The organism is Pseudobutyrivibrio sp. AR14, assembly GCF_900101325.1.
Lineage (GTDB): Bacteria > Bacillota > Clostridia > Lachnospirales > Lachnospiraceae > Pseudobutyrivibrio.
In genome coordinates, this window is the sequence record NZ_FMUY01000008.1 from 50,536 (window position 1) to 70,107 (window position 19,572).

The following is a 19,572-nucleotide window of genomic DNA, read 5'->3' on the forward strand; positions in this document are numbered from 1 at the left end:
AGAGCAAGGTCAGTTAATGACCTTGCCCGCATTTTAATATTTTATGTAGAAGAAATATCTTCTTAGTCTTCCATCTCGATTGCTACGTAATCGTCTGGTAACTCAATATTAAGTGTCTTAGCAATTACTGGATTATATTCCTTAGTAAAATCGCTTGCATACTTAATCTCGAGTGTTGCTGGATCAGCGCCGTTAACTAAGATGTCGTATGCCATAAGACCTGCTTCGTATCCGATGTCATAGTATTGAATTGAAAGTGTAGCGATACCACAACCCTTGCAGATACCCTCTTCACCTGCAACAATTGGAACACCTGCTGAAAGTGCTACATTGTTGATTGTCTCTGCGCAGCTTGCAGCAACGTTATCAGTTGGAACATAGATAACATCTGATGAACCACAGGCAGTCTGAACTACTGTAGATACATCTGCAGAATCTGAGAATGTATATGCGCTAACATTGTAGCCGTAACCCTCTAAGTACTCTGTCATCTTGTTTGCCTGATATAATGAGTTGTCCTCACCTGAGCAATAGATAATTCCAACTTCCTTAGCATCAGGGAAAAGCTCATTGAGCATCTGTGCCTGACCATCAAGTGGTGCTAAATCAGAAGTACCTGTTACATTGATTCCTGTGGAACCCTTCCAGTCGCTAATTCCAAGTGCTGTAGCATAATCTGTAATAGATGTAGCTACGATTGGGATATCACTTGTAGCTGTCTGAGCAGCCTGAAGTGCTGGTGTAGCATTTGCCATGATAAGATCTACATTGTCTGAAACAAATGTATTGGCGATAGTAGCACATGTAGCATTATCACCAGATGCATTCTCAACTGTGACTTCTACATTATCCCCAAGCTTTTCCTTAAGAGCATCCTCAAAGCCCTGAGTAGCCGCATCAAGTGCTGGATGCTGTACAAGCTGAATAACTCCCACTTTGTAAGTCTGACCATCAGTAGACTCTGCTGTAGCCTCTGTAGCTGCACTGTCTGTATTTGCCTCTGTGCGTTCCTTAGCTGAATCAGTGCCGCATGCAACTAAACCAAAAGCCAAAACTGATGCAGTGACTAAACCGAGAAATTTCTTCATAATATTTTCTCCTCCTCTTTCGCTTATGGTGAACACTTTAGCACTTTTAATGGCTAAAGTCAATAATTAAAAGAGAATGTAAAAAAGAGCCTCACCCCGCAGTAAAGCTCTTGATTTTAATAATTTATAAAACTGTCCTACTCTATAGATGATGGCAGTTTTCCTCACAGAATTTATACTCAAGCTTTCTACAGCAAGAATAGAATCCTGGAATGAGGAAGAATACTGCAAATAACCAAGCAACAGGGCTCGCCCATATAGCTCCTGCGTATCCAATCATTGGTACTAATGTAAATGCCACAAGTATTCTTGCCACCATCTCCATCACACCTGAATAGATAGCAAATCCAGAATATCCCATGCCCTGTATTGCAAATCTAAATATGTTAACAGCTGCAAGCAAAGTATATGTAACTGCATTAGCAAGCAAAAACATCCTTGCCTGATCAATTACAACCGATGTATCTGTAAACATCCTAAGCAAATATTTTCCAGCGAAAAATAATACTATAAGGATAAATACAGCATAAATTGTACCAAGCATCTGAGCTGTCCACACACCTTTTTTCACTCTAGGTATATTTTTAGCTCCAACATTTTGTCCTGCGTAGGTTGCCATTGTTCCGCCCAGTGCATCAAATGGGCAAACTACAAACATAGATACCTTGGCTCCGGCTGTCATTGAGGCTACCGCAATTGTGCCCAGTCCATTGACTGCAGTCTGTAAAATTACAGAGCCTATAGCAGTAATAGAGTACTGTAATCCAAAAGGAATGCCCATTGTAACAAGTACATTACAATGATGTGGTCCAAGCTTTAAATCCGTTTTTTTCATCTTTAAAATTGGAAATTTAAGCTTCATATATATGACACAGCTTAAACCTGCTATTAATTGAGATATAACAGTAGCAAGAGCTGGGCCATTTACACTAGTTTTTAATACGATAATAAAAACTATATCAAGTACTATATTGATACCAGCAGCCATAATCAAAAAGTATGTGGGTGTTTTGCTATCACCGAGAGATCTGATTATACCCGCCGTCAAATTATAAAGGAAGGTGACTGGTATTCCAAAGAATATTATCGAAATATAAGAATAGGCTAAGTCAATAATATCATCAGGAGTCCTCATAATTGCCAGTATCTGATAACAATAAATACTAACTATTGTAGTAATTACTGCTGAAAAAATAACTGAAAGTATTATTGAATTTCCAACGAACTTTCTCATTGAATCGTAGCTCTCTGCACCAAATCTCTGTGCAACAGGTATGGCAAATCCAGAGCACATACCCATACAAAAGCCATTAATTAAAAAGTTGATTGAACCTGTAGAACCAACTGCTGCCAGCGCACTATCGCCAAGGGTCTGACCTACAATTATTGTATCCACCAGATTATACATTTGCTGGAATAATAGTCCAGCCAACATAGGGATTGAAAAGCCAAGAATTAAAGATAGTGGATTGCCCTCTGTCATTTTAGTAATTGAAGTTCTTGCCATAATATTCCTCTTGTCCTTTAATAATTATTTAACCCTCTTATGCTCATAATACAACAATCTACTAATAAAAAATACTTATTTTTAATCATAATAGAATAAAAAAAATCCCAGGACATAAGTCCTGGGAAATAAGTCAATATTTATTATACTAACTCAAGAACAACTTCCATAGCTGCATCGCCCTTACGTGGTCCGATCTTAACGATACGTGTGTAACCACCCTTGCGATCAACATACTTTGGAGCGATCTCATCGAATACGAAGTTTGCCATATCTACCTTGTGTGACTGGCTCTTCTTGTCGCCCTTAGCTGTTGGAGTGTAAAGAACCTGCATCATCTGACGACGAGCGTGAAGTCTAGAAGCTGAATCCTTCTTGATCTTCTTGTCTACTGTATCGTATACAGTAACCTTCTTGCCATCAACAACTTCCTTTACTCTCTTACCATCTTTATCTTTACGAGCAACCTTTGCCTGAACTGTAACTTCCTCGAAGTTATCCTTTTCCTTTACACCAAGTGTAATGATGTGCTCAGCAATCTTCTTTACTTCCTTAGCCTTAGCCTCAGTTGTAACGATCTTGCCGTGATAAAGAAGCTCAGTTACCTGATTTCTTAAAAGTGCTTTTCTCTGTGAAGATGTTCTGCTTAACTTTCTGTACTTTGCCATTTCTTTTCTCCTTAATAACTGGCGTCACAGGTGCTCATCGGTCTTATCCCGTAACTTGATTATGGAAAGGCTTACGCAGATGTGCTCATCGGTCTTACCCTCCACGTATTATTTCCTGTAACTATATTAGGCGATTTAGTCCTCTACCATTCTAAGTGAAAGACCAAGCTCGCTAAGCTTCTGCTCTACTTCTTCCATAGACTTGCGACCAAGGTTACGTACCTTCATCATATCATCAGGTGACTTGTCGCAAAGCTCAGCAACAGTGTTGATACCAGCTCTCTTTAAGCAGTTGTATGAACGAACTGAAAGCTCAAGCTCATCAATGCTCATCTCAAGAGTCTTACCTGTTGTATCATCTGGCTTGTCAGCGATAACTGAAAGATCCTGTGCTGCCTCTGAAAGATTAACAAAAAGATTTAAATGCTCGCTGAGTACCTTAGCAGCCATAGAAACAGCCTCATCAGGACCCATTGTGCCATTTGTATATACATCAAGTGTAAGCTTATCGTAATCTGTTACCTGGCCTACACGAGTGTCTTCTACTGTCATGTTTACACGCTCAACTGGTGTGTAAATTGAATCAACTGCAATCTTGCCGATTGGAGTATCTGGAGTCTTGTTCTTATCTGCAGAGATATAACCACGATTCTTTGTGATAGTAAGCTCCATGTAAAGCTTGCAATCATTACCACCATTAAGGTGTGCAATAACTAAATCTGGGTTAATAATCTCGATATCTGAATCTACCTGGATATCAGCAGCTGTTACAACTCCCTCACCTTCGAACTCAATATATGCTGTCTTAGGTTCATCAGAGCTACTGTTATTTCTAATAGCAAGCTCCTTGATATTCATAACGATCTCAGTAACATCTTCCTTAACACCTGGAATGGCGCTAAATTCATGAAGAACACCCTCGATCTTAATCTGGCTAACTGCAGCTCCTGGCAGAGATGAAAGCATAATTCTACGAAGAGAATTACCAAGTGTTATACCATATCCTCTCTCAAGAGGTTCTACAACAAATCTGCCGTATTTTTTGTCCTCAGAAATCTCTACGATTTCAATGTTTGGGTTTTCAAAATTTAACACTACATTGCCTCCTTAATATAATGTAATAGACTCTAAAAAACAGAATATTCTAAAATATCCTGCTAAATTGCTCATTGCCGCATAGTAAAATTGTAACAAATCGCACTTATACAAGCAAGCTTGTATAAGTGCTTTTTGTAAACATCTACTAAAATTTATTATTTTGAATATAACTCGACGATAAGCATCTCGTCTACAGGAACATCAATCTGCTCTCTATTAGGAAGCTCCTTAACTGTACCCTTAAGGTTCTCAGCATCAACGTCAACCCACTCAGGAGTTGTTCTGCCTGCTGTGATTTCTGTAATGTCCTTAAATCTCTGAAGGCTCTTTGACTTCTCGCGAACCTCAATAACATCTCCAGCCTTTACAAGGTATGAAGGAATGTTAACTGGCTTGCCGTTTACAAGGAACATCTTGTGATCAACAACCTGACGAGCTTCTTTTCTTGTACGAGCGAATCCCATACGGAATACTACGTTATCAAGACGGCTCTCAAGCATTGTCATAAGGTTTTCACCTGTCATACCCTTCTGACGGTCAGCCTTCTCATAATAATTACGGAAAGGCTTCTCAAGTACGCCATAGATGAACTTAGCCTTCTGCTTCTCCTGAAGCTGAAGAGCGTACTCAGACTTCTTGCCTCTTCCTCTATTCTTCTGTCTATGTGACTTTTTATCATATCCTAAAAATGTAGGATCTAAATCAAGAGATCTACATCTTTTAAGAACTGGTGTCTTATTAACTGCCATTAGATTTTCCTCCTAATTAGACTCTTCTACGCTTTGGTGGACGACATCCGTTATGTGGAACTGGAGTAACATCCTTGATTGTAAGAACCTGAACGCCGTTAGCGTCAATCGCTCTGATTGCTGCCTCACGTCCTGAACCTGGTCCCTTTACGAATACATCTACACTCTTTAATCCGTGAACTAATGCAGCCTTAACTGCTGTCTCTGCTGCCATCTGTGCAGCATAAGGAGTAGATTTCCTTGAACCTCTAAATCCTAGACCACCAGCACTTGCCCATGAAAGAGCATTACCCTGAGCATCTGTAATAGTTACGATAGTATTATTGAAAGATGCCTGAACATGTACCTGTCCGTGTTCAACGTTTTTCTTTACACGCTTTTTTGTTGTCTTCTTTGCAACTTTAGCCATAATTAAACTAACCTACTTTCTTTCTATTGAATAAATTACTTCTTCTTATTTGCTACTGTACGCTTTGGACCCTTGCGAGTACGAGCGTTTGTCTTAGTCTTCTGTCCACGAACAGGAAGACCCTTTCTGTGACGGATTCCTCTATAGCATCCGATTTCCTGAAGTCTCTTGATGTCAAGAGCAACTTCTCTTCTAAGATCACCTTCAACAGTTAATGTCTCATCGATAACTGTGCTAATCTTCTTAACTTCTTCATCAGTTAAGTCCTTGACACGTGTGTTAGGATCAACACCAGCTGCCTCAAGAACCTTGTTTGAGCTTACTCTACCAATTCCGTAAATGTAAGTTAAACCAATTTCAATTCTCTTGTCTCTTGGTAAATCTACACCTGCAATACGAGCCATGTGTGTTTACACCTCCATAAATATTTCTACAATTAATAATCGATATAGAAAGTACAGCTCCGATAAATCGGCCTGAAATGTGTGTACGCCCATATCTTGTCCTGTTTGGCCTCGGTATGATAGGCCATTTTTATTATGAACAGTCTAAATTAGATACACTTTAGACTGCAGCCGCACATAATAAATGCTAAATAAGCTGCTCAGAAATTAACCCTGACGCTGCTTATGCTTTGGGTTCTCGCAAATAATACGAATGCTACCCTTTCTTTTGATGACCTTGCACTTCTCGCACATAGGCTTTACAGAAGATCTTACTTTCACGATTTTCCTCCTTTCCATGCCCTTTTTTCAAATGTTGTGGTCAATCTATAATTTGAACATTCTAAAAACGTCCGTTTAATAGTATAGCGGGCGTTTTCGTGTATGTCAACAAAAATTTATTTATCTCTCCAAATAATTCTTCCCTTAGAAAGATCATAAGGACTCATCTCGATTGTTACCTTATCACCAGGTAAGATACGAATGTAGTTCTGTCTTAACTTACCACTGATATGAGCAAGAATCTGGTGACCATTTTCAAGCTCTACCTTAAACATTGCATTTGGAAGTTTCTCAACAACTACTCCCTCTACTTCAATAACATCTGCCTTAGACATCTTTGTTCCTCCTATTATAACTTTTAAGAATTCTTTTAATTGAAATATCATCAAGTGCTGTAATGTCTTTTATCTCGTCAAGCACATCTGATGGAATATTTTTTATTAGCTGTAAATGAATTTTTTTCTTTTTCTTAGGCTTGGCAACCGTCTTTGTAGTTCCATTGGCAAGTATGAAATAATCTTCAACCTCATCAATAACTACATATACTTTTTTCTTATCGTGGCCAGCCTTAGAAGTAGCAAGCATTAAATCCATGTATTTCCCTCCGGATTAGCAAGCTCAGAAGGTGTCAATGTTAAAATCTCTGGAGCACCATCTGTAATAACAATTGTATTTTCATAATGAGCCGATAATGATTCATCCATTGTTACAACTGTCCACTCATCATCCATCCAAGCAACATCATAGCTTCCAGCGTTAATCATTGGCTCAACCGCTAATGTCATTCCCTTTAAAAGCTTTGGTCCTTTTCTGAACTTTCTTCTAAAGTTTGGAATCTCTGGAGCCTCGTGTAATGACTTTCCAATGCCGTGTCCAACCAAATCCCTAACAACTCCATATCCGAAGCTCTCAGCATAATCTCCAATTGCTCCTGATATATCGTAAAGGTGATTGCCGGCCTTTGCATATTTCATACCCTGGAAGAAGGACTGACGAGTTCTTTCTATAAGAAGTCTTGCCTCTTCAGAAATCTCTCCTACGCCAACTGTTCTAGCAGCATCTGAATGATATCCCTTGTAGAGAACGCCAGTATCCAAACTAACAATATCTCCATTTACAAGAATGTGATCAGCAGTAGGTATACCGTGAACAACTTCATCATTTACAGAAACACATACGCTGGCAGGATAACCATATAGGCCTTTAAAGTTTGGCTCACAGCCAAAGCTTCGAATAACTTCTTCCCCGAGTCTGTCTACATCTAATGTAGACATTCCTTCATGAATCTCTTTTGCAAGAGTCTCGTGAACCTGAGCAAGAATCTTGCCTGCCTCACGCATCAATTGAATTTCTTCTTCAGTTTTAATAGTAATTGCTTCTGACATCCTAAGCTCCTAATATAGCTGTGATATCCTCAAAAACCTTTTCCATTGGCTGTGTACCACTAACAGATTTAAGAATACCCTTACCTTTGTAATAATCAATAAGTGGCTGAGTCTGATCATGATATACATCAAGTCTCTTCTTAACTGTCTCTGGCTTGTCATCATCTCTTAAAACAAGAGCGCTACCACATGAATCGCAAATGCCCTCTTTCTTAGGTGGAATAGAAACGATGTGATATGTAGCACCACAGTTAAGGCAAGCTCTACGACCTGACATTCTGTTGATGATATTCTCATCTGGAACATCTACATCAATTGCATAGTCCATTGACTGTCCGATCTTTGTAAGAGCTGCGTCAAGAGCTTCTGCCTGTGGAATTGTTCTTGGGAAACCATCTAATACAAATCCATTTTTCGCGTCATCCTGTGCAATGCGGTCCATTACAAGATCACATGTAAGTTCATCTGGAACAAGCAAACCTTGATCCATGTATTCCTTTGCTTTTTTGCCAAGCTCTGTACCGTTCTTTATATTAGCGCGAAATATATCACCTGTAGAGATGTGAGGAATAGAATACTTAGCTGCAATCTGCTTTGCCTGAGTTCCTTTGCCTGCACCAGGTGCACCTAACATAATAATCTTCATAATGTAAAAAACCTCCTGCGTTATTTACGTTAAAAATATTCTCTTAAAAACACCTTAAGAGATACGCGGTATAACCCACGTATCTCCTTAGATGCATTAATGACTATTAGTCATTTAAAAATCCTTTGTAATTACGAACCATCATCTGTGACTCAACTTGCTTTAATGTCTCAATGATAACACCAACAATAATGATAATTGATGTGCCACCGAATGAAACATCTGTGCCAAGTAAACCGTCAAATACGATTGGAAGCAATGCTACGATTGAAAGACCAATTGCACCAATAAAGATTACATGCTTAAGAATAGCTGCAAGATAATCTGAAGTTGGCTTACCAGGTCTGATACCAGGAATAAATCCGCCCGAGCGCTTTAAGTTCTCTGCAATTTCAAGTGGATTAAATGTTATCTCTGTATAGAAATAAGCAAATCCAATGATTAAGAGAATATAAACAATTGCTCCGATTGAATTAAACCAGTTTGTAGGATCGAACCAATTTTTCTGATTCATAACATTAAGAATCTTAGCCCAAACACCTGTCAAATTCTTGTTAAACATTGTAACAATCATGATTGGTGTCTGAAGTAAAGACTGAGCAAAAATGACTGGGATAACACCAGCTGTATTAACCTTCATAGGAATAACAGATGAGTTACCGCCAACCTGTCTGCGGCCCTGAATCTTATTTGAGTACTGAACTGGAATACGTCTCTCAGCGCTCTGTAAGATTACTACAAATACAACGATAAGAATAATTACAGCTGCGATAATAACTGCTGCCAAAGTTGCCTTTGGAATTGTCTTATCCTTCATGTACTGAGTATAGAGAGCCTCTAAATCAGCTGGGATACGGCTGATGATATTAATTGTAAGAACAATAGAAATACCATTTCCGATACCCTTTTCAGTGATTCTCTCACCGATCCACATTAACACTGCTGAACCAGCTGTAAGAGATGCTACTACTAAGATTACATATAATGGACTAAACTTTAAAAGATAGCCACTCTTTCCAAATGCGATAGCCATAGCAATTGATTCACCCAAAGCTAAAGCAACAGTAAGATAACGAGTAATCTGTGTCATCTTCTTTCTGCCTGCTTCACCATCACGCTGCATCTCTTCAAGCTTTGGAAAAGCTATAGTAAGAAGCTGCATAATGATAGAAGAAGTAATGTATGGTGTGATATTCAATGCAAATACTGACATTGATGAGAAAGAACCACCAGTGATTGAATCAAAGAAATTCAATCCTGTATTGCTATTTTCCTTGAAATAGCTAGCCACAAGGCTTCCGTTAACGCCCGGAGTTGGAAGCAAGCTTCCAAGACGGACGATAACAAGCATAAATATTGTAAAGCCTATGCGTCTTCTTAAATCTTTAATTTTGAAAGCATCTCGAAGTGTCTGAAACATTAGATCACCTCTACTGTTCCGCCTAAGGCCTCAATCTTCTCCTTTGCGCTAGCACTGAATGCATTAGCCTGAACGTTGAGCTTCTTTGTAAGCTCGCCGCCGCCAAGAATCTTAACGCCATCGCGAGGGTTCTTGATGATACCGCTCTCGATGAGAGTATCAACAGTTACAGTAGCACCATTATCAAATCTCTCTAAATAAGAAACATTGATACCAACGATTTCCTTTGTATTTCTATTCTTAAAACCACGCTTAGGAAGACGTCTGTATAAAGGCATCTGTCCACCTTCGAATCCAAGTCTAATGCTTCCGCCAGAACGAGCCTTCTGTCCCTTATGACCCTTACCAGCAGTCTTGCCATTTCCTGAACCGTGACCACGGCCTCTTCTGAAATTATCGCTGTGCTTTGAGCCTTCTGCTGGCTGTAAGTTAGATAAATCCATTATGGCACCTCCTTCTATTAAATTTCTTCAACTTTTACTAAGTGATTGACCATTCTAAGCATTCCGCGAACGCTGTCGTTGTCAGGAAGCTCAACAGTCTTATTGACCTTTCTAAGGCCAAGTGCTTCTACAGTCTTCTTGTTCTTAGGAACAGCACCGATTGTAGACTTTACGAGTGTTACTCTTAACTTCTTCTCTGCCATTTTACTTTCCTCCTTAAGCAAGAATGTCTTCAACCTTCTTGCCACGAGCCTTAGCTACTTCCTCAGGCGACTTAAGAGCTCTAAGTCCCTCGATAGTAGCAAGAACAACGTTCTGCTTATTTGATGATCCAAGTGACTTTGTACGGATGTTTCCGATACCTGCAAGCTCACATACGGCACGTGCTGGACCACCAGCGATGATACCAGTACCTTCTGGAGCCTTCTTAAGAAGTACAGAAGCACCAGTGTGCTTGCCCTGGATGTCATGTGTAATACTGTGGTTGTTATCAAGCTTAACTGTAATAAGCTTCTTCATAGCATCTTCCTTGCCCTTGCGGATAGCTTCAGGGATTTCAGCTGCTTTGCCAAGTCCAGCGCCAACGTGTCCGTTCTTATCGCCTACTACAACAAGAGCTGTGAAACGCATGTTACGTCCACCTTTAACAACCTTTGTTACACGCTTAATTTCTACAACCTGCTCAGTTAACTCTAACTGGCTAGCGTCAATGATTTCACGTTTCATGTGTTCTCCTCCTAGAATTCTAATCCAGCTTCTCTAGCTGCATCTGCTAAAGCTGCAACCTTGCCGGCATAAATGTAACCACCTCTGTCAAATACGACTTCCTTGATTCCCTTTTCCTGTGCCTTCTTAGCAATAACTGTACCAAGCTTTGAAGCAGCTTCTACGTTATTTGTCTTTGCAAGATCTGCCTTAACGTCTGCGTCAAGAGTAGATGCTGAAACGAGTGTATTTCCGCATGTATCATCAATAACCTGAACATACATGTGATTGTTGCTTCTGAACACTGCAAGACGTGGTCTTTCTGCTGTACCGGCTAGAGTGTTACGAAGTCTTCTATGCTTTGTCTGGCGAACTACTTGTCTAGATTTCTTACTTACCATTTTACATTCACTCCTTTACTATTTCTTACCGGTCTTACCGACTTTACGTCTAATAACTTCATCAGCGTACTTAATACCCTTACCCTTATATGGCTCAGGTCTTCTCTTATCTCTAATGTTGGCAGCGTACTGTCCAACCTTTTCCTTGTCGATACCCTTGATGATAATTTTATTTCCGTCAACAGTTGACTCAATACCCTCTGGATCTTCCATCTCTACTGGGTGAGAGTAACCAAGGTTAAGAGTAAGCTTCTTACCAGCCTTTGATGCTCTGTAACCTACACCGTTAACTTCAAGAGTCTTCTCATAGCCTGTTGTAACACCAACAACCATGTTGTTGATAAGTGTTCTTGTAAGACCATGTAAAGACTTCATCTTCTTTAAATCATTAGGTCTAGTAACAACAACTTCTGCACCCTCAAGCTTGATATCCATCTCAGATGGAAGTGTTCTCTCAAGAGTACCCTTAGGACCTTTTACAGTCACATGATTATTTTCTGCAATCTCAACTGTAACTCCAGCTGGAACTGCGATTGGCATTCTTCCTATACGTGACATGCCCGTACCTCCTTAAATATGATAGTATGTCCGGCTTCTATAACCGGGTTATACTTTTAGGTAATTAGTTACTTAATGTCTGGAAATGATTACCAAACATATGCAAGAACTTCGCCACCAACCTGAAGCTTACGAGCTTCCTTGTCTGTGATGATGCCCTTGTTTGTAGAAAGGATAGCGATACCAAGTCCACCTAAAACGTATGGGATATCGTCCTTACCAGCATAAATACGAAGACCTGGCTTAGAGATTCTCTTAATACCAGAAATAATCTTCTCGTTCTTGTTTGCACCGTACTTTAATGTAACACGGATATCCTTGAAGTTACCATTATCAACGATGTCATACTTTGTGATAAATCCTTCATCAACAAGAATGTCTGCAATTGCAACCTTAATCTTTGATGCAGGAACATCTACTGTATCATGTTTTGCAGTATTTGCATTACGGATTCTTGTAAGCATATCTGCTATTGGATCACTCATTGTCATGATGCAATTTCCTCCTAATTTTCAATCTGTGTTCGTTATCTTACCATGAAGCTTTCTTAACGCCTGGGATCTGACCCTTGTAAGCTAACTCACGGAAACATACTCTACAAATACCATACTTTCTAAGGTATGCATGTGGACGACCGCAGATTTTGCAGCGGCTGTATTCCTGTGTAGAAAACTTAGCCTTGCGCTGCTGCTTAACTTTCATTGACTTCTTTGCCATAACTTTCCTCCTATGCTTCCTTAGCGAAAGGCATGTTGAATAAACGAAGTAATTCTCTAGCCTCTTCATCTGTCTTAGCTGTAGTTACAAAGATGATATCCATACCACGAGTCTTGTCGATCTTATCGTACTCGATTTCTGGGAAGATAATCTGCTCCTTGATACCAAGTGCATAATTACCTCTACCATCAAAGGAATTAGGATTTACACCTCTAAAGTCACGTACACGTGGAAGTGCAAGGTTGATGAGACGATCTGCGAACTCATACATCTTCTCTCCACGAAGTGTAGTCTTACATCCGATTGCCATACCTTCACGAATCTTGAAGTTAGCAACTGAATTCTTAGCCTTTGTTGTAACTGCCTTCTGGCCTGTAATCATTTCCATATCCTTGACTGCAGACTCAAGAAGCTTTGCGTTGTCCTTTGCTTCGCCAACACCCATGTTGACAACGATCTTTTCGATCTTAGGAACTTCCATAATATTCTTGTATCCAAACTTCTCTACCATTGCTGGTACGATATCATTAAGATACTGATCTTTTAATCTACTCAACGAACTGTTCTCCTTTCTTCAATTAGTCAATCACTTCGCCAGTCTTCTTAGCGAAACGGACTTTCTTATCTCCGTCCATCTTGAAGCCAACGCGTGTAGGCTGACCGTTATGAAGTAACATAACATTTGAAGCATCGATAGGAGCTTCCTGCTCGATGATACCGCCTGCCTGGTTAGCCATGCTAGGCTTAACATGACGCTTAACCATGTTAACACCTTCAACTGTAACGGTGTTATTCTTCTTATCTACTGCGATAACCTTACCTTCGTTGTTAACATCGCCACCAGCGATGACACGAACAGTATCGCCCTTTTTAATTTTCATTGTTGCCATCTACTCTTCCTCCTACAATACTTCTGGAGCGAGAGAAACAATCTTCATGAACTGCTTCTCACGAAGCTCTCTAGCTACAGGTCCAAAAATACGAGTTCCTCTTGGAGTCTTGTCATCTTTGATGATGACTGCAGCATTTTCATCAAACTTGATATAAGAACCATCTTTACGACGGGCACCCTTTACTGAACGAACAACTACTGCCTTAACAACGTCACCCTTCTTTACAACGCCACCTGGTGTTGCATCTTTAACGGTAGCAGTAATTACGTCGCCAATGTTGGCATATCTTCTTGTAGATCCACCCATAACACGGATAACAAGGATTTCCTTTGCTCCAGTATTATCGGCTACCTTTAATCTACTTTCCTGTTGTACCATTATAGTAGCCTCCTTTAATTATTTTGCTCTCTCGATTACTTCAACAAGTCTCCATCTCTTATCCTTAGAGAGTGGTCTAGTCTCCATAACCTTTACTGTATCACCGATGTGAGCGTCGCCGTTCTCATCGTGAGCCTTAAGCTTATATGTTTTCTTAACGATCTTGTTGTAAAGTGGATGCTTTACATTGTCACGGATTGCAACAACGATTGTCTTATCCATCTTGTCGCTTACAACAACACCTGTACGTGTTTTTCTTAAGTTTCTTTCCACGTCTTTGATCTCCTTTCAAATAATTAAGATTCTTCGTTATTACGCATTCTTCTCAGCTTCTGTGATAACAGTCTGAATACGAGCGATGTTACGGCGAACTTCGCGAATTCTTGCTGTGTTATCTAACTGGTTTGTAGCATTCTGGAATCTTAAGTTGAAAAGTTCTTTTTTAGCTTCTACGAGCTGAGCATTAAGCTCTGCTACTGAAGTGTTCTTTAAATCTTCTACGTACTTTGTATTCTTCATTATGCTTCACCGCCTTCTAAATCCTCACGGGAAACTATCTTGCACTTGCAAGGAAGTTTATGTGTAGCGAGACGAAGTGCTTCTCTAGCAACTTCCTCAGATACTCCTGAGATCTCGAATAATACACGGCCCGGCTTAACAACAGCTACCCAATATTCAAGTGTACCCTTACCTGAACCCATTCGAGTTTCAGCAGGCTTTGCAGTAACTGGCTTGTCTGGGAAAATCTTGATCCAAACTTTACCACCACGCTTAATGTAACGTGTCATAGCGATACGAGCAGCCTCGATCTGATTTGACTTAATCCAAGCTGGCTCCATTGCAACGATACCAAACTCACCGTATGCAATCTTATTTCCTCTTGAAGCTTTTCCAGCCATGTTCCCACGGAACTGCTTTCTGTGCTTCGCTCTCTTTGGCATTAACATATTATTGAGCTCCTCCTTCCACATTCTTCTTCTTTGGAAGTACTTCACCCTTATAGATCCATACCTTTACACCAACCTTACCATAAGTAGTGTCAGCCTCAGCGAATCCATAATCGATATCAGCACGGAGTGTCTGAAGTGGAATAGTACCTTCATTGTAAGACTCTGAACGAGCCATATCAGCACCACCAAGACGTCCTGAACAGCTTGTCTTGATACCCTTGATACCAGTCTTCATAGCGCGACCCATGCAAGACTTCATAGCTCTACGGAATGATACACGGTTCTCAAGCTGACCTGCGATGTTCTCAGCAACAAGCTGTGCATCACGATCTGGTCTCTTGATCTCCTTGATATCTACAACAAGCTTATCGCTTGTCTGCTTCTGGAGCTCACTCTTAATCTTGTCGATCTCAGCGCCGCCCTTACCGATAACAACGCCTGGCTTTGCTGTATAAACAGTTACCTTTACTCTACCAGCAGCACGCTCGATTTCGATCTTAGAAACGCCTGCAGCGTAAAGCTTCTTCTTAAGAAATTTTCTGATATTATAGTCTTCAACTAAGTAGTCTGAGAAGTTCTCGCCCTCAGCATACCACTTAGAATCCCAGTCCTTAATAACACCGACTCTTAAGCCATGAGGATTAACTTTCTGTCCCATGTTTTGCCTCCTTAATTTTTCTGATCAAGCACGATTGTGAGGTGGCTCATTCTCTTCTCGATTCTGTAAGCTCTACCCTGTGCTCTTGGTCTAATTCTCTTCATTGTAGGTCCCTTGTTTGCATAGCACTCAGCTACTACAAGGTCCTTGCGATCTAAGCCGTTATTGTTCTCAGCGTTTGCAATAGCAGACTTAAGTAATTTCTCTATAACACTTGAAGCGTATCTTGGATTGTACATTACGATAGCAAGAGCTGTATCAACATCCTTACCACGAATGGCATCAAGTACGAAACAAGCCTTCTGAACTGACATTCTAGCATAAGATAACTTTGCTGAAGGTCTTGTATCCTTTACATCGTTTCTCTCACGTTTAATTTGAGATCTATGTCCCTTAGCCATGATTAAAACTCCTTTCTGTTAATTAGCGTACCTTTGACTTCTTCTCGTCCTTGCCGTGACCTCTGTAGGTTCTTGTAGCAACGAACTCTCCAAGCTTGTGTCCAACCATGTCTTCTGTGACATATACTGGAACGTGCTTTCTTCCGTCATGTACTGCAATTGTATGTCCAACCATCTGTGGGAAGATTGTAGAACGACGTGACCATGTCTTGATAACTGACTTGTCGCCGCTAGCGTTCATAGCATCAACCTTCTTTAATAAGCTTGCATCAGCAAATGGTCCTTTTTTTAATGAACGTGCCATGTGTATCCTCCTTATTTGATTGCTCTACCATCGCGTCTTCTTACGATGAGCTTGTTAGACTGCTTGTGCTTCTTTCTTGTCTTGAGACCAAGAGCTGGCTTGCCCCAAGGTGTGCATGGACCTGGACGTCCGATAGGAGCGCGGCCCTCACCACCACCATGTGGATGGTCATTAGGGTTCATAACAGAACCACGAACTGTAGGTCTGATACCCATGTGTCTCTTACGACCAGCTTTACCGATCTTAACAAGGTTGTGATCACCGTTACCGATTACACCGATAGATGCGCGGCAGTTAAGAGGTACCATTCTCATTTCGCCTGAAGGAAGACGAAGTGTTGCATACTTTCCTTCCTTAGCCATGAGCTGTGCTGAGTTACCAGCTGAACGAACGAGCTGTCCGCCACGACCTGGATAAAGCTCAACATTGTGAATAAGTGTACCAACTGGAATCTTCTCAAGTGGTAAGCAGTTACCAACTCTAACTTCAGCGTCAGCACCGTTCATAACTGTCATGCCGTCTGTAAGACCAGCTGGAGCAAGGATGTAAGCCTTCTCGCCGTCTGCGTAGCAGATAAGAGCGATGTTAGCTGTTCTGTTTGGATCGTACTCGATACCAATAACCTTTGCAGGAATTCCATCCTTATTTCTCTTGAAATCAATAAGTCTATATTTTTGTCTGTTACCGCCACCATGATGTCTAACGGTAATCTTACCCTGATTGTTACGACCAGCGTGCTTCTTAAGTGAAACAACAAGTGACTTCTCTGGTGAGTTCTTTGTGATCTCAGCGAAATCAGAACCAGTCATATTTCTTCTCGAAGGTGTATATGGGTTATATGTCTTAATTCCCATTTCTTTTCTCCTTTCAAAAACTCGTTTATTATCGCGCTCGACTGCGCATACATTAAATTATTTTAAAGACCTGAGAAAATCTCGATGTCTTTGCTATCAGCTGTAAGCTGAACGATAGCCTTCTTTGTCTTTGCTGTCTTTCCGTAAGTCATTCCACGTCTCTTTGTCTTGCCATCAGCGTTCATTGTGTTAACTGAAGCAACCTTAACTCCGTCGAACATCTTCTCAACAGCTTCCTTAATCATAGTCTTGTTAGCTTCTGGATGAACAAGGAATGTGTATTTCTTCTCAGCCATAGCGTTCATAGACTTCTCTGTGATTACAGGCTTAAGGATTACGTCATAATATTGTACGTTTGCCATTATGCATACACCTCCTGAATCTGATCAACAGCAGCCTTTGTAACAACTACTGTGTTGTACTTAAGGATGTCATATACGTTGATTGTATTTGTAAGAGCTGTCTTAACTGTAGGAATGTTCTTTGCAGACATAACTACGTTCTTATCATTAGAATCAAGAACTACAAGAGCCTTCTCAACGTTAAGGTTTGTAAGTACCTTTGCGAAATCCTTTGTCTTAATAGCATCAAGCTTTAACTCATCAACAACGATGAACTTGTTCTCATTAACAACTGAAGTAAGTGCAGACTTAAGAGCTGCTCTCTTCTCCTTCTTGTTAAGCTTGAATGAATAATCTCTTGGTGTTGGAGCGAATACTACGCCACCACCTGTCCACTGTGGAGATCTTGTAGAACCCTGTCTTGCATGACCTGTTCCCTTCTGTCTCCAAGGTTTTCTACCACCACCTGAAACCTCAGAACGTGTCTTAGCCTTCTGTGTTCCCTGACGGTTATTTGCAAGCTGCTGGACAACTGCCATGTGAACTAAGTGCTCATTAATCTCAACTGCGAAGATGCTGTCGTTAAGATCCATGGTGCCAACTTCTTTGCCTTCCATATTATATACGGATACTTTAGCCATCGCTAAGTTCCTCCTTTCCTATCGTAAGATTACTTTCCTGCTTTAACTGACTCTTTAATTGTTACAAGAGACTTCTTTGGTCCTGGAACAGCACCCTTTACTAAAAGCAGATTGTTTTCAACGTCAACACGTACAATCTCAAGATTCTGGATTGTAACTCTTGTTCCGCCCATCTGACCAGGCATACCCTTGCCCTTGAATACACGGCTAGGTGATGAACATGCACCATTTGAACCCTGATGTCTGTGGAACTTAGAACCATGAGCCATAGGTCCTCTGTGCTGACCTAATCTCTTGATAGCGCCCTGGAATCCCTTACCCTTTGAAGTAGCTGTTGCATCAACCTTGTCACCAGCCTCAAAGATATCAGCCTTGATTTCCTGAGCGAGCGCATAATCTGCACAATTATCAAATCTGAACTCTCTAACAAATCTCTTTGGCTCAACACCAGCCTTATCGAAGTGACCCTTCTCTGGCTTGTTTACGCCATTGCGATGAATGATTTCTTTGCGTCCGTTAGCATCCTTATTAACAAGCTTAACCTTCTTGTCAACAAAGCCAACCTGAACTGCATCGTAACCGTCGTTCTCTACTGTCTTGATCTGTGTAACAACACATGGACCAGCAGAAAGTACAGTTACAGGAATAAGCTCGCCGCCTTCATTGAAGACCTGAGTCATTCCGACCTTTGTAGCTAAAATAGCTTTCTTCATTTTTCTTACCTCCATTTTCTACAGCGGAACGCTTCTTGCCCATCTAATTAATACTGGGGTAGCGGAACCGTTCATCCTAGAACAGTGTCATATAAGTGGAATAAGATAGAAAATTAAGAAATCTTATTGCTTCTATATAAAACCATCTTGGATGTTAACTAAAATTGGTTGAACTCTTACTTATTCTTGATGCTGATCTCAACACCTGCTGGCATCTCTAACTTAGAAAGTGCCTCAACAGTCTTCTGTGTTGGGTCGATGACATCAATCAATCTCTTATGAGTTCTCTGCTCGAACTGCTCACGAGAGTCTTTGTACTTATGTACAGCTCTAAGAATTGTAACAACTTCCTTCTTTGTTGGAAGAGGTACAGGACCACTAACCTGTGCTCCGTTCTTCTTAACAGTCTCGATGATTTTCTTGGCAGATGAATCTACTAACTCATGATCATAAGCCTTGAGTGTGATTCTCATAACTTGATTTGCCATAAAAAAAGTCTCCTCCTTTTTCGTTTTTCTAATTTCTGAAAAATCGAACAAGTGGCGACTGTACACTTACCCGTGTGTATCATGGTTTAAAACTCAAAGTTCGAACCAAGTTCTCACACGTCGTCTCCGCAAATGCGGACGGTTTTCTGTTGTACAGTGACTTGTCGTCAGTTTCCTAACTTGACATTCGCTCCACGGAAAACCAACCTGAGTAACTAGGTTGCAACCTCACGCTTCATAGCTATCATGTCACAGCAAGTAATAATATACACGAGAAAGGGAATACTAGCAAGAAAAAGATAAAAATTATTGTATTTTATTTAGTACAATTTTAAAAACAACTAAATCTTGTGGTTGAAATGAATTTTTTGAACTAGAAATCATTGAAGATTAATAATCTTTCAGTATAATAGTCAAAGCAAACACATTTGT

Annotated in this window: 34 protein-coding genes; all 34 read right to left on the reverse strand. The window is 40.4% G+C overall.

Going from position 1 to position 19,572, the window contains the following annotated elements; translation table 11 throughout:
- Window positions 1-62: 62 nt before the first annotated feature.
- Complete coding sequence (locus tag BLP50_RS08780; protein ID WP_090153818.1) at window positions 63-1,088, reverse strand: ABC transporter substrate-binding protein; 1,026 nt, start codon at window positions 1,086-1,088, stop codon at window positions 63-65.
- A 142-nt stretch (window positions 1,089-1,230) separates the two neighbouring features.
- Window positions 1,231-2,595 carry an MATE family efflux transporter gene (locus tag BLP50_RS08785; protein WP_176753732.1) on the reverse strand — a complete coding sequence of 455 codons (1,365 nt, stop codon included), beginning with the start codon at window positions 2,593-2,595 and terminating at the stop codon, window positions 1,231-1,233.
- 143 nt (window positions 2,596-2,738) lie between these two features.
- Window positions 2,739-3,263, reverse strand: coding sequence for a bL17 family ribosomal protein (locus tag BLP50_RS08790; RefSeq protein ID WP_090153822.1), 525 nt, complete (start codon window positions 3,261-3,263; stop codon window positions 2,739-2,741).
- A gap of 135 nt (window positions 3,264-3,398) precedes the next feature.
- Window positions 3,399-4,358, reverse strand: a complete 960-nt coding sequence (locus BLP50_RS08795) for a DNA-directed RNA polymerase subunit alpha (RefSeq protein WP_090153824.1) — start codon at window positions 4,356-4,358, stop codon at window positions 3,399-3,401.
- Between the two features lie 158 nt (window positions 4,359-4,516).
- Window positions 4,517-5,110 carry a 30S ribosomal protein S4 gene (gene rpsD, locus BLP50_RS08800; RefSeq protein WP_090153826.1) on the reverse strand — a complete coding sequence of 198 codons (594 nt, stop codon included), beginning with the start codon at window positions 5,108-5,110 and terminating at the stop codon, window positions 4,517-4,519.
- 16 nt (window positions 5,111-5,126) lie between these two features.
- Entirely contained in the window at window positions 5,127-5,519 is a 393-nt protein-coding gene (gene rpsK, locus BLP50_RS08805; RefSeq protein WP_015548335.1) for a 30S ribosomal protein S11, read from the reverse strand.
- 35 nt (window positions 5,520-5,554) lie between these two features.
- Complete coding sequence (rpsM, locus tag BLP50_RS08810; protein WP_028234412.1) at window positions 5,555-5,923, reverse strand: 30S ribosomal protein S13; 369 nt, start codon at window positions 5,921-5,923, stop codon at window positions 5,555-5,557.
- Between the two features lie 207 nt (window positions 5,924-6,130).
- Entirely contained in the window at window positions 6,131-6,244 is a 114-nt protein-coding gene (gene rpmJ / locus BLP50_RS08815) for a 50S ribosomal protein L36 (protein ID WP_004604068.1), read from the reverse strand.
- A gap of 116 nt (window positions 6,245-6,360) precedes the next feature.
- Entirely contained in the window at window positions 6,361-6,579 is a 219-nt protein-coding gene (gene infA, locus BLP50_RS08820; protein WP_015548337.1) for a translation initiation factor IF-1, read from the reverse strand.
- Window positions 6,572-6,838, reverse strand: a complete 267-nt coding sequence (locus tag BLP50_RS08825; protein ID WP_090153828.1) for a KOW domain-containing RNA-binding protein — start codon at window positions 6,836-6,838, stop codon at window positions 6,572-6,574. Before BLP50_RS08825 ends, infA begins: the two co-directional genes overlap by 8 nt.
- A complete protein-coding gene (gene map / locus BLP50_RS08830) occupies window positions 6,829-7,629 on the reverse strand; it encodes a type I methionyl aminopeptidase (protein WP_090153830.1) in 801 nt (266 codons plus the stop codon). The genes BLP50_RS08825 and map overlap by 10 nt, the downstream gene beginning before the upstream one ends.
- Window position 7,630: 1 nt before the next feature.
- The gene (locus tag BLP50_RS08835) at window positions 7,631-8,275 is read right to left on the reverse strand and encodes an adenylate kinase (RefSeq protein ID WP_090153832.1); all 645 of its coding nucleotides are present in this window, start codon (window positions 8,273-8,275) and stop codon (window positions 7,631-7,633) included.
- A gap of 106 nt (window positions 8,276-8,381) precedes the next feature.
- Window positions 8,382-9,695, reverse strand: a complete 1,314-nt coding sequence (secY, locus tag BLP50_RS08840; RefSeq protein ID WP_090153834.1) for a preprotein translocase subunit SecY — start codon at window positions 9,693-9,695, stop codon at window positions 8,382-8,384.
- Entirely contained in the window at window positions 9,695-10,138 is a 444-nt protein-coding gene (rplO, locus tag BLP50_RS08845) for a 50S ribosomal protein L15 (RefSeq protein WP_015548342.1), read from the reverse strand. The genes secY and rplO overlap by 1 nt, the downstream gene beginning before the upstream one ends.
- Before the next feature lie 17 nt (window positions 10,139-10,155).
- Window positions 10,156-10,341 (reverse strand): 50S ribosomal protein L30, encoded by a 186-nt coding sequence (gene rpmD, locus BLP50_RS08850; RefSeq protein WP_015548343.1) that lies wholly within the window; start codon window positions 10,339-10,341, stop codon window positions 10,156-10,158.
- A 13-nt stretch (window positions 10,342-10,354) separates the two neighbouring features.
- Window positions 10,355-10,864, reverse strand: a complete 510-nt coding sequence (rpsE, locus tag BLP50_RS08855; protein WP_090153835.1) for a 30S ribosomal protein S5 — start codon at window positions 10,862-10,864, stop codon at window positions 10,355-10,357.
- Window positions 10,865-10,875: 11 nt separating this feature from the next.
- Window positions 10,876-11,244 carry a 50S ribosomal protein L18 gene (rplR, locus tag BLP50_RS08860; protein WP_028234418.1) on the reverse strand — a complete coding sequence of 123 codons (369 nt, stop codon included), beginning with the start codon at window positions 11,242-11,244 and terminating at the stop codon, window positions 10,876-10,878.
- Window positions 11,245-11,262: 18 nt separating this feature from the next.
- On the reverse strand, window positions 11,263-11,802 hold the full coding sequence (gene rplF, locus BLP50_RS08865) for a 50S ribosomal protein L6 (RefSeq protein ID WP_033153082.1): 540 nt from the start codon (window positions 11,800-11,802) through the stop codon (window positions 11,263-11,265).
- Between the two features lie 89 nt (window positions 11,803-11,891).
- Complete coding sequence (gene rpsH / locus BLP50_RS08870; protein WP_090153837.1) at window positions 11,892-12,293, reverse strand: 30S ribosomal protein S8; 402 nt, start codon at window positions 12,291-12,293, stop codon at window positions 11,892-11,894.
- Window positions 12,294-12,333: 40 nt separating this feature from the next.
- A complete protein-coding gene (locus tag BLP50_RS08875; RefSeq protein WP_028242194.1) occupies window positions 12,334-12,519 on the reverse strand; it encodes a type Z 30S ribosomal protein S14 in 186 nt (61 codons plus the stop codon).
- Window positions 12,520-12,529: 10 nt separating this feature from the next.
- Window positions 12,530-13,075 (reverse strand): 50S ribosomal protein L5, encoded by a 546-nt coding sequence (gene rplE / locus BLP50_RS08880; protein WP_090153839.1) that lies wholly within the window; start codon window positions 13,073-13,075, stop codon window positions 12,530-12,532.
- Between the two features lie 22 nt (window positions 13,076-13,097).
- Entirely contained in the window at window positions 13,098-13,409 is a 312-nt protein-coding gene (rplX, locus tag BLP50_RS08885; protein WP_015548349.1) for a 50S ribosomal protein L24, read from the reverse strand.
- A gap of 12 nt (window positions 13,410-13,421) precedes the next feature.
- The gene (gene rplN, locus BLP50_RS08890) at window positions 13,422-13,790 is read right to left on the reverse strand and encodes a 50S ribosomal protein L14 (RefSeq protein ID WP_015548350.1); all 369 of its coding nucleotides are present in this window, start codon (window positions 13,788-13,790) and stop codon (window positions 13,422-13,424) included.
- Window positions 13,791-13,808: 18 nt separating this feature from the next.
- Window positions 13,809-14,063 carry a 30S ribosomal protein S17 gene (gene rpsQ, locus BLP50_RS08895; protein WP_028234423.1) on the reverse strand — a complete coding sequence of 85 codons (255 nt, stop codon included), beginning with the start codon at window positions 14,061-14,063 and terminating at the stop codon, window positions 13,809-13,811.
- Between the two features lie 39 nt (window positions 14,064-14,102).
- Window positions 14,103-14,309 (reverse strand): 50S ribosomal protein L29, encoded by a 207-nt coding sequence (gene rpmC, locus BLP50_RS08900; RefSeq protein WP_015548351.1) that lies wholly within the window; start codon window positions 14,307-14,309, stop codon window positions 14,103-14,105.
- Window positions 14,309-14,737 (reverse strand): 50S ribosomal protein L16, encoded by a 429-nt coding sequence (rplP, locus tag BLP50_RS08905; protein WP_072914961.1) that lies wholly within the window; start codon window positions 14,735-14,737, stop codon window positions 14,309-14,311. Before rplP ends, rpmC begins: the two co-directional genes overlap by 1 nt.
- A 1-nt stretch (window position 14,738) precedes the next feature.
- Window positions 14,739-15,398 (reverse strand): 30S ribosomal protein S3, encoded by a 660-nt coding sequence (rpsC, locus tag BLP50_RS08910; protein ID WP_090153841.1) that lies wholly within the window; start codon window positions 15,396-15,398, stop codon window positions 14,739-14,741.
- Window positions 15,399-15,409: 11 nt separating this feature from the next.
- Complete coding sequence (gene rplV / locus BLP50_RS08915; RefSeq protein WP_015548354.1) at window positions 15,410-15,799, reverse strand: 50S ribosomal protein L22; 390 nt, start codon at window positions 15,797-15,799, stop codon at window positions 15,410-15,412.
- A 22-nt stretch (window positions 15,800-15,821) separates the two neighbouring features.
- Window positions 15,822-16,103 carry a 30S ribosomal protein S19 gene (gene rpsS, locus BLP50_RS08920; protein WP_028234427.1) on the reverse strand — a complete coding sequence of 94 codons (282 nt, stop codon included), beginning with the start codon at window positions 16,101-16,103 and terminating at the stop codon, window positions 15,822-15,824.
- Window positions 16,104-16,114: 11 nt separating this feature from the next.
- The gene (rplB, locus tag BLP50_RS08925; protein ID WP_090153843.1) at window positions 16,115-16,957 is read right to left on the reverse strand and encodes a 50S ribosomal protein L2; all 843 of its coding nucleotides are present in this window, start codon (window positions 16,955-16,957) and stop codon (window positions 16,115-16,117) included.
- A 62-nt stretch (window positions 16,958-17,019) separates the two neighbouring features.
- Window positions 17,020-17,319 carry a 50S ribosomal protein L23 gene (gene rplW, locus BLP50_RS08930; RefSeq protein ID WP_028248325.1) on the reverse strand — a complete coding sequence of 100 codons (300 nt, stop codon included), beginning with the start codon at window positions 17,317-17,319 and terminating at the stop codon, window positions 17,020-17,022.
- Window positions 17,319-17,939 (reverse strand): 50S ribosomal protein L4, encoded by a 621-nt coding sequence (gene rplD, locus BLP50_RS08935; RefSeq protein WP_090153845.1) that lies wholly within the window; start codon window positions 17,937-17,939, stop codon window positions 17,319-17,321. Before rplD ends, rplW begins: the two co-directional genes overlap by 1 nt.
- Before the next feature lie 29 nt (window positions 17,940-17,968).
- Window positions 17,969-18,652, reverse strand: a complete 684-nt coding sequence (rplC, locus tag BLP50_RS08940; protein WP_015548359.1) for a 50S ribosomal protein L3 — start codon at window positions 18,650-18,652, stop codon at window positions 17,969-17,971.
- A gap of 176 nt (window positions 18,653-18,828) precedes the next feature.
- Window positions 18,829-19,140 carry a 30S ribosomal protein S10 gene (gene rpsJ, locus BLP50_RS08945; protein ID WP_015548360.1) on the reverse strand — a complete coding sequence of 104 codons (312 nt, stop codon included), beginning with the start codon at window positions 19,138-19,140 and terminating at the stop codon, window positions 18,829-18,831.
- Between the last annotated feature and the right edge of the window lie 432 nt (window positions 19,141-19,572).

Coding starts and splice junctions, on each gene's coding strand:
- rplD (WP_090153845.1), bottom strand. CDS start 17,939: ATGGCTAAAGTATCCGTATATAATATGGAAGGCAAAGAAGTTGGCACC.
- rplC (WP_015548359.1), bottom strand. CDS start 18,652: ATGAAGAAAGCTATTTTAGCTACAAAGGTCGGAATGACTCAGGTCTTC.
- rpsD (WP_090153826.1), bottom strand. CDS start 5,110: ATGGCAGTTAATAAGACACCAGTTCTTAAAAGATGTAGATCTCTTGAT.
- rpsJ (WP_015548360.1), bottom strand. CDS start 19,140: ATGGCAAATCAAGTTATGAGAATCACACTCAAGGCTTATGATCATGAG.
- rplN (WP_015548350.1), bottom strand. CDS start 13,790: ATGGTACAACAGGAAAGTAGATTAAAGGTAGCCGATAATACTGGAGCA.
- rpmC (WP_015548351.1), bottom strand. CDS start 14,309: ATGAAGAATACAAAGTACGTAGAAGATTTAAAGAACACTTCAGTAGCA.
- BLP50_RS08825 (WP_090153828.1), bottom strand. CDS start 6,838: ATGGATTTAATGCTTGCTACTTCTAAGGCTGGCCACGATAAGAAAAAA.
- BLP50_RS08780 (WP_090153818.1), bottom strand. CDS start 1,088: ATGAAGAAATTTCTCGGTTTAGTCACTGCATCAGTTTTGGCTTTTGGT.
- rplO (WP_015548342.1), bottom strand. CDS start 10,138: ATGGATTTATCTAACTTACAGCCAGCAGAAGGCTCAAAGCACAGCGAT.
- rplB (WP_090153843.1), bottom strand. CDS start 16,957: ATGGGAATTAAGACATATAACCCATATACACCTTCGAGAAGAAATATG.
- rplV (WP_015548354.1), bottom strand. CDS start 15,799: ATGGCTAAGGGACATAGATCTCAAATTAAACGTGAGAGAAACGATGTA.
- rplR (WP_028234418.1), bottom strand. CDS start 11,244: ATGGTAAGTAAGAAATCTAGACAAGTAGTTCGCCAGACAAAGCATAGA.
- rplP (WP_072914961.1), bottom strand. CDS start 14,737: ATGTTAATGCCAAAGAGAGCGAAGCACAGAAAGCAGTTCCGTGGGAAC.
- BLP50_RS08790 (WP_090153822.1), bottom strand. CDS start 3,263: ATGGCAAAGTACAGAAAGTTAAGCAGAACATCTTCACAGAGAAAAGCA.
- rplW (WP_028248325.1), bottom strand. CDS start 17,319: ATGGCAAACGTACAATATTATGACGTAATCCTTAAGCCTGTAATCACA.
- rplX (WP_015548349.1), bottom strand. CDS start 13,409: ATGGCAACAATGAAAATTAAAAAGGGCGATACTGTTCGTGTCATCGCT.
- rplF (WP_033153082.1), bottom strand. CDS start 11,802: ATGTCACGTATAGGAAGAATGCCAATCGCAGTTCCAGCTGGAGTTACA.
- BLP50_RS08875 (WP_028242194.1), bottom strand. CDS start 12,519: ATGGCAAAGAAGTCAATGAAAGTTAAGCAGCAGCGCAAGGCTAAGTTT.
- rpsC (WP_090153841.1), bottom strand. CDS start 15,398: ATGGGACAGAAAGTTAATCCTCATGGCTTAAGAGTCGGTGTTATTAAG.
- BLP50_RS08785 (WP_176753732.1), bottom strand. CDS start 2,595: ATGGCAAGAACTTCAATTACTAAAATGACAGAGGGCAATCCACTATCT.
- rpsS (WP_028234427.1), bottom strand. CDS start 16,103: ATGGCACGTTCATTAAAAAAAGGACCATTTGCTGATGCAAGCTTATTA.
- infA (WP_015548337.1), bottom strand. CDS start 6,579: ATGTCTAAGGCAGATGTTATTGAAGTAGAGGGAGTAGTTGTTGAGAAA.
- map (WP_090153830.1), bottom strand. CDS start 7,629: ATGTCAGAAGCAATTACTATTAAAACTGAAGAAGAAATTCAATTGATG.
- rpmD (WP_015548343.1), bottom strand. CDS start 10,341: ATGGCAGAGAAGAAGTTAAGAGTAACACTCGTAAAGTCTACAATCGGT.
- secY (WP_090153834.1), bottom strand. CDS start 9,695: ATGTTTCAGACACTTCGAGATGCTTTCAAAATTAAAGATTTAAGAAGA.
- rpsM (WP_028234412.1), bottom strand. CDS start 5,923: ATGGCTCGTATTGCAGGTGTAGATTTACCAAGAGACAAGAGAATTGAA.
- rpsK (WP_015548335.1), bottom strand. CDS start 5,519: ATGGCTAAAGTTGCAAAGAAGACAACAAAAAAGCGTGTAAAGAAAAAC.
- rpsE (WP_090153835.1), bottom strand. CDS start 10,864: ATGAAACGTGAAATCATTGACGCTAGCCAGTTAGAGTTAACTGAGCAG.
- BLP50_RS08835 (WP_090153832.1), bottom strand. CDS start 8,275: ATGAAGATTATTATGTTAGGTGCACCTGGTGCAGGCAAAGGAACTCAG.
- rpsH (WP_090153837.1), bottom strand. CDS start 12,293: ATGACAATGAGTGATCCAATAGCAGATATGCTTACAAGAATCCGTAAT.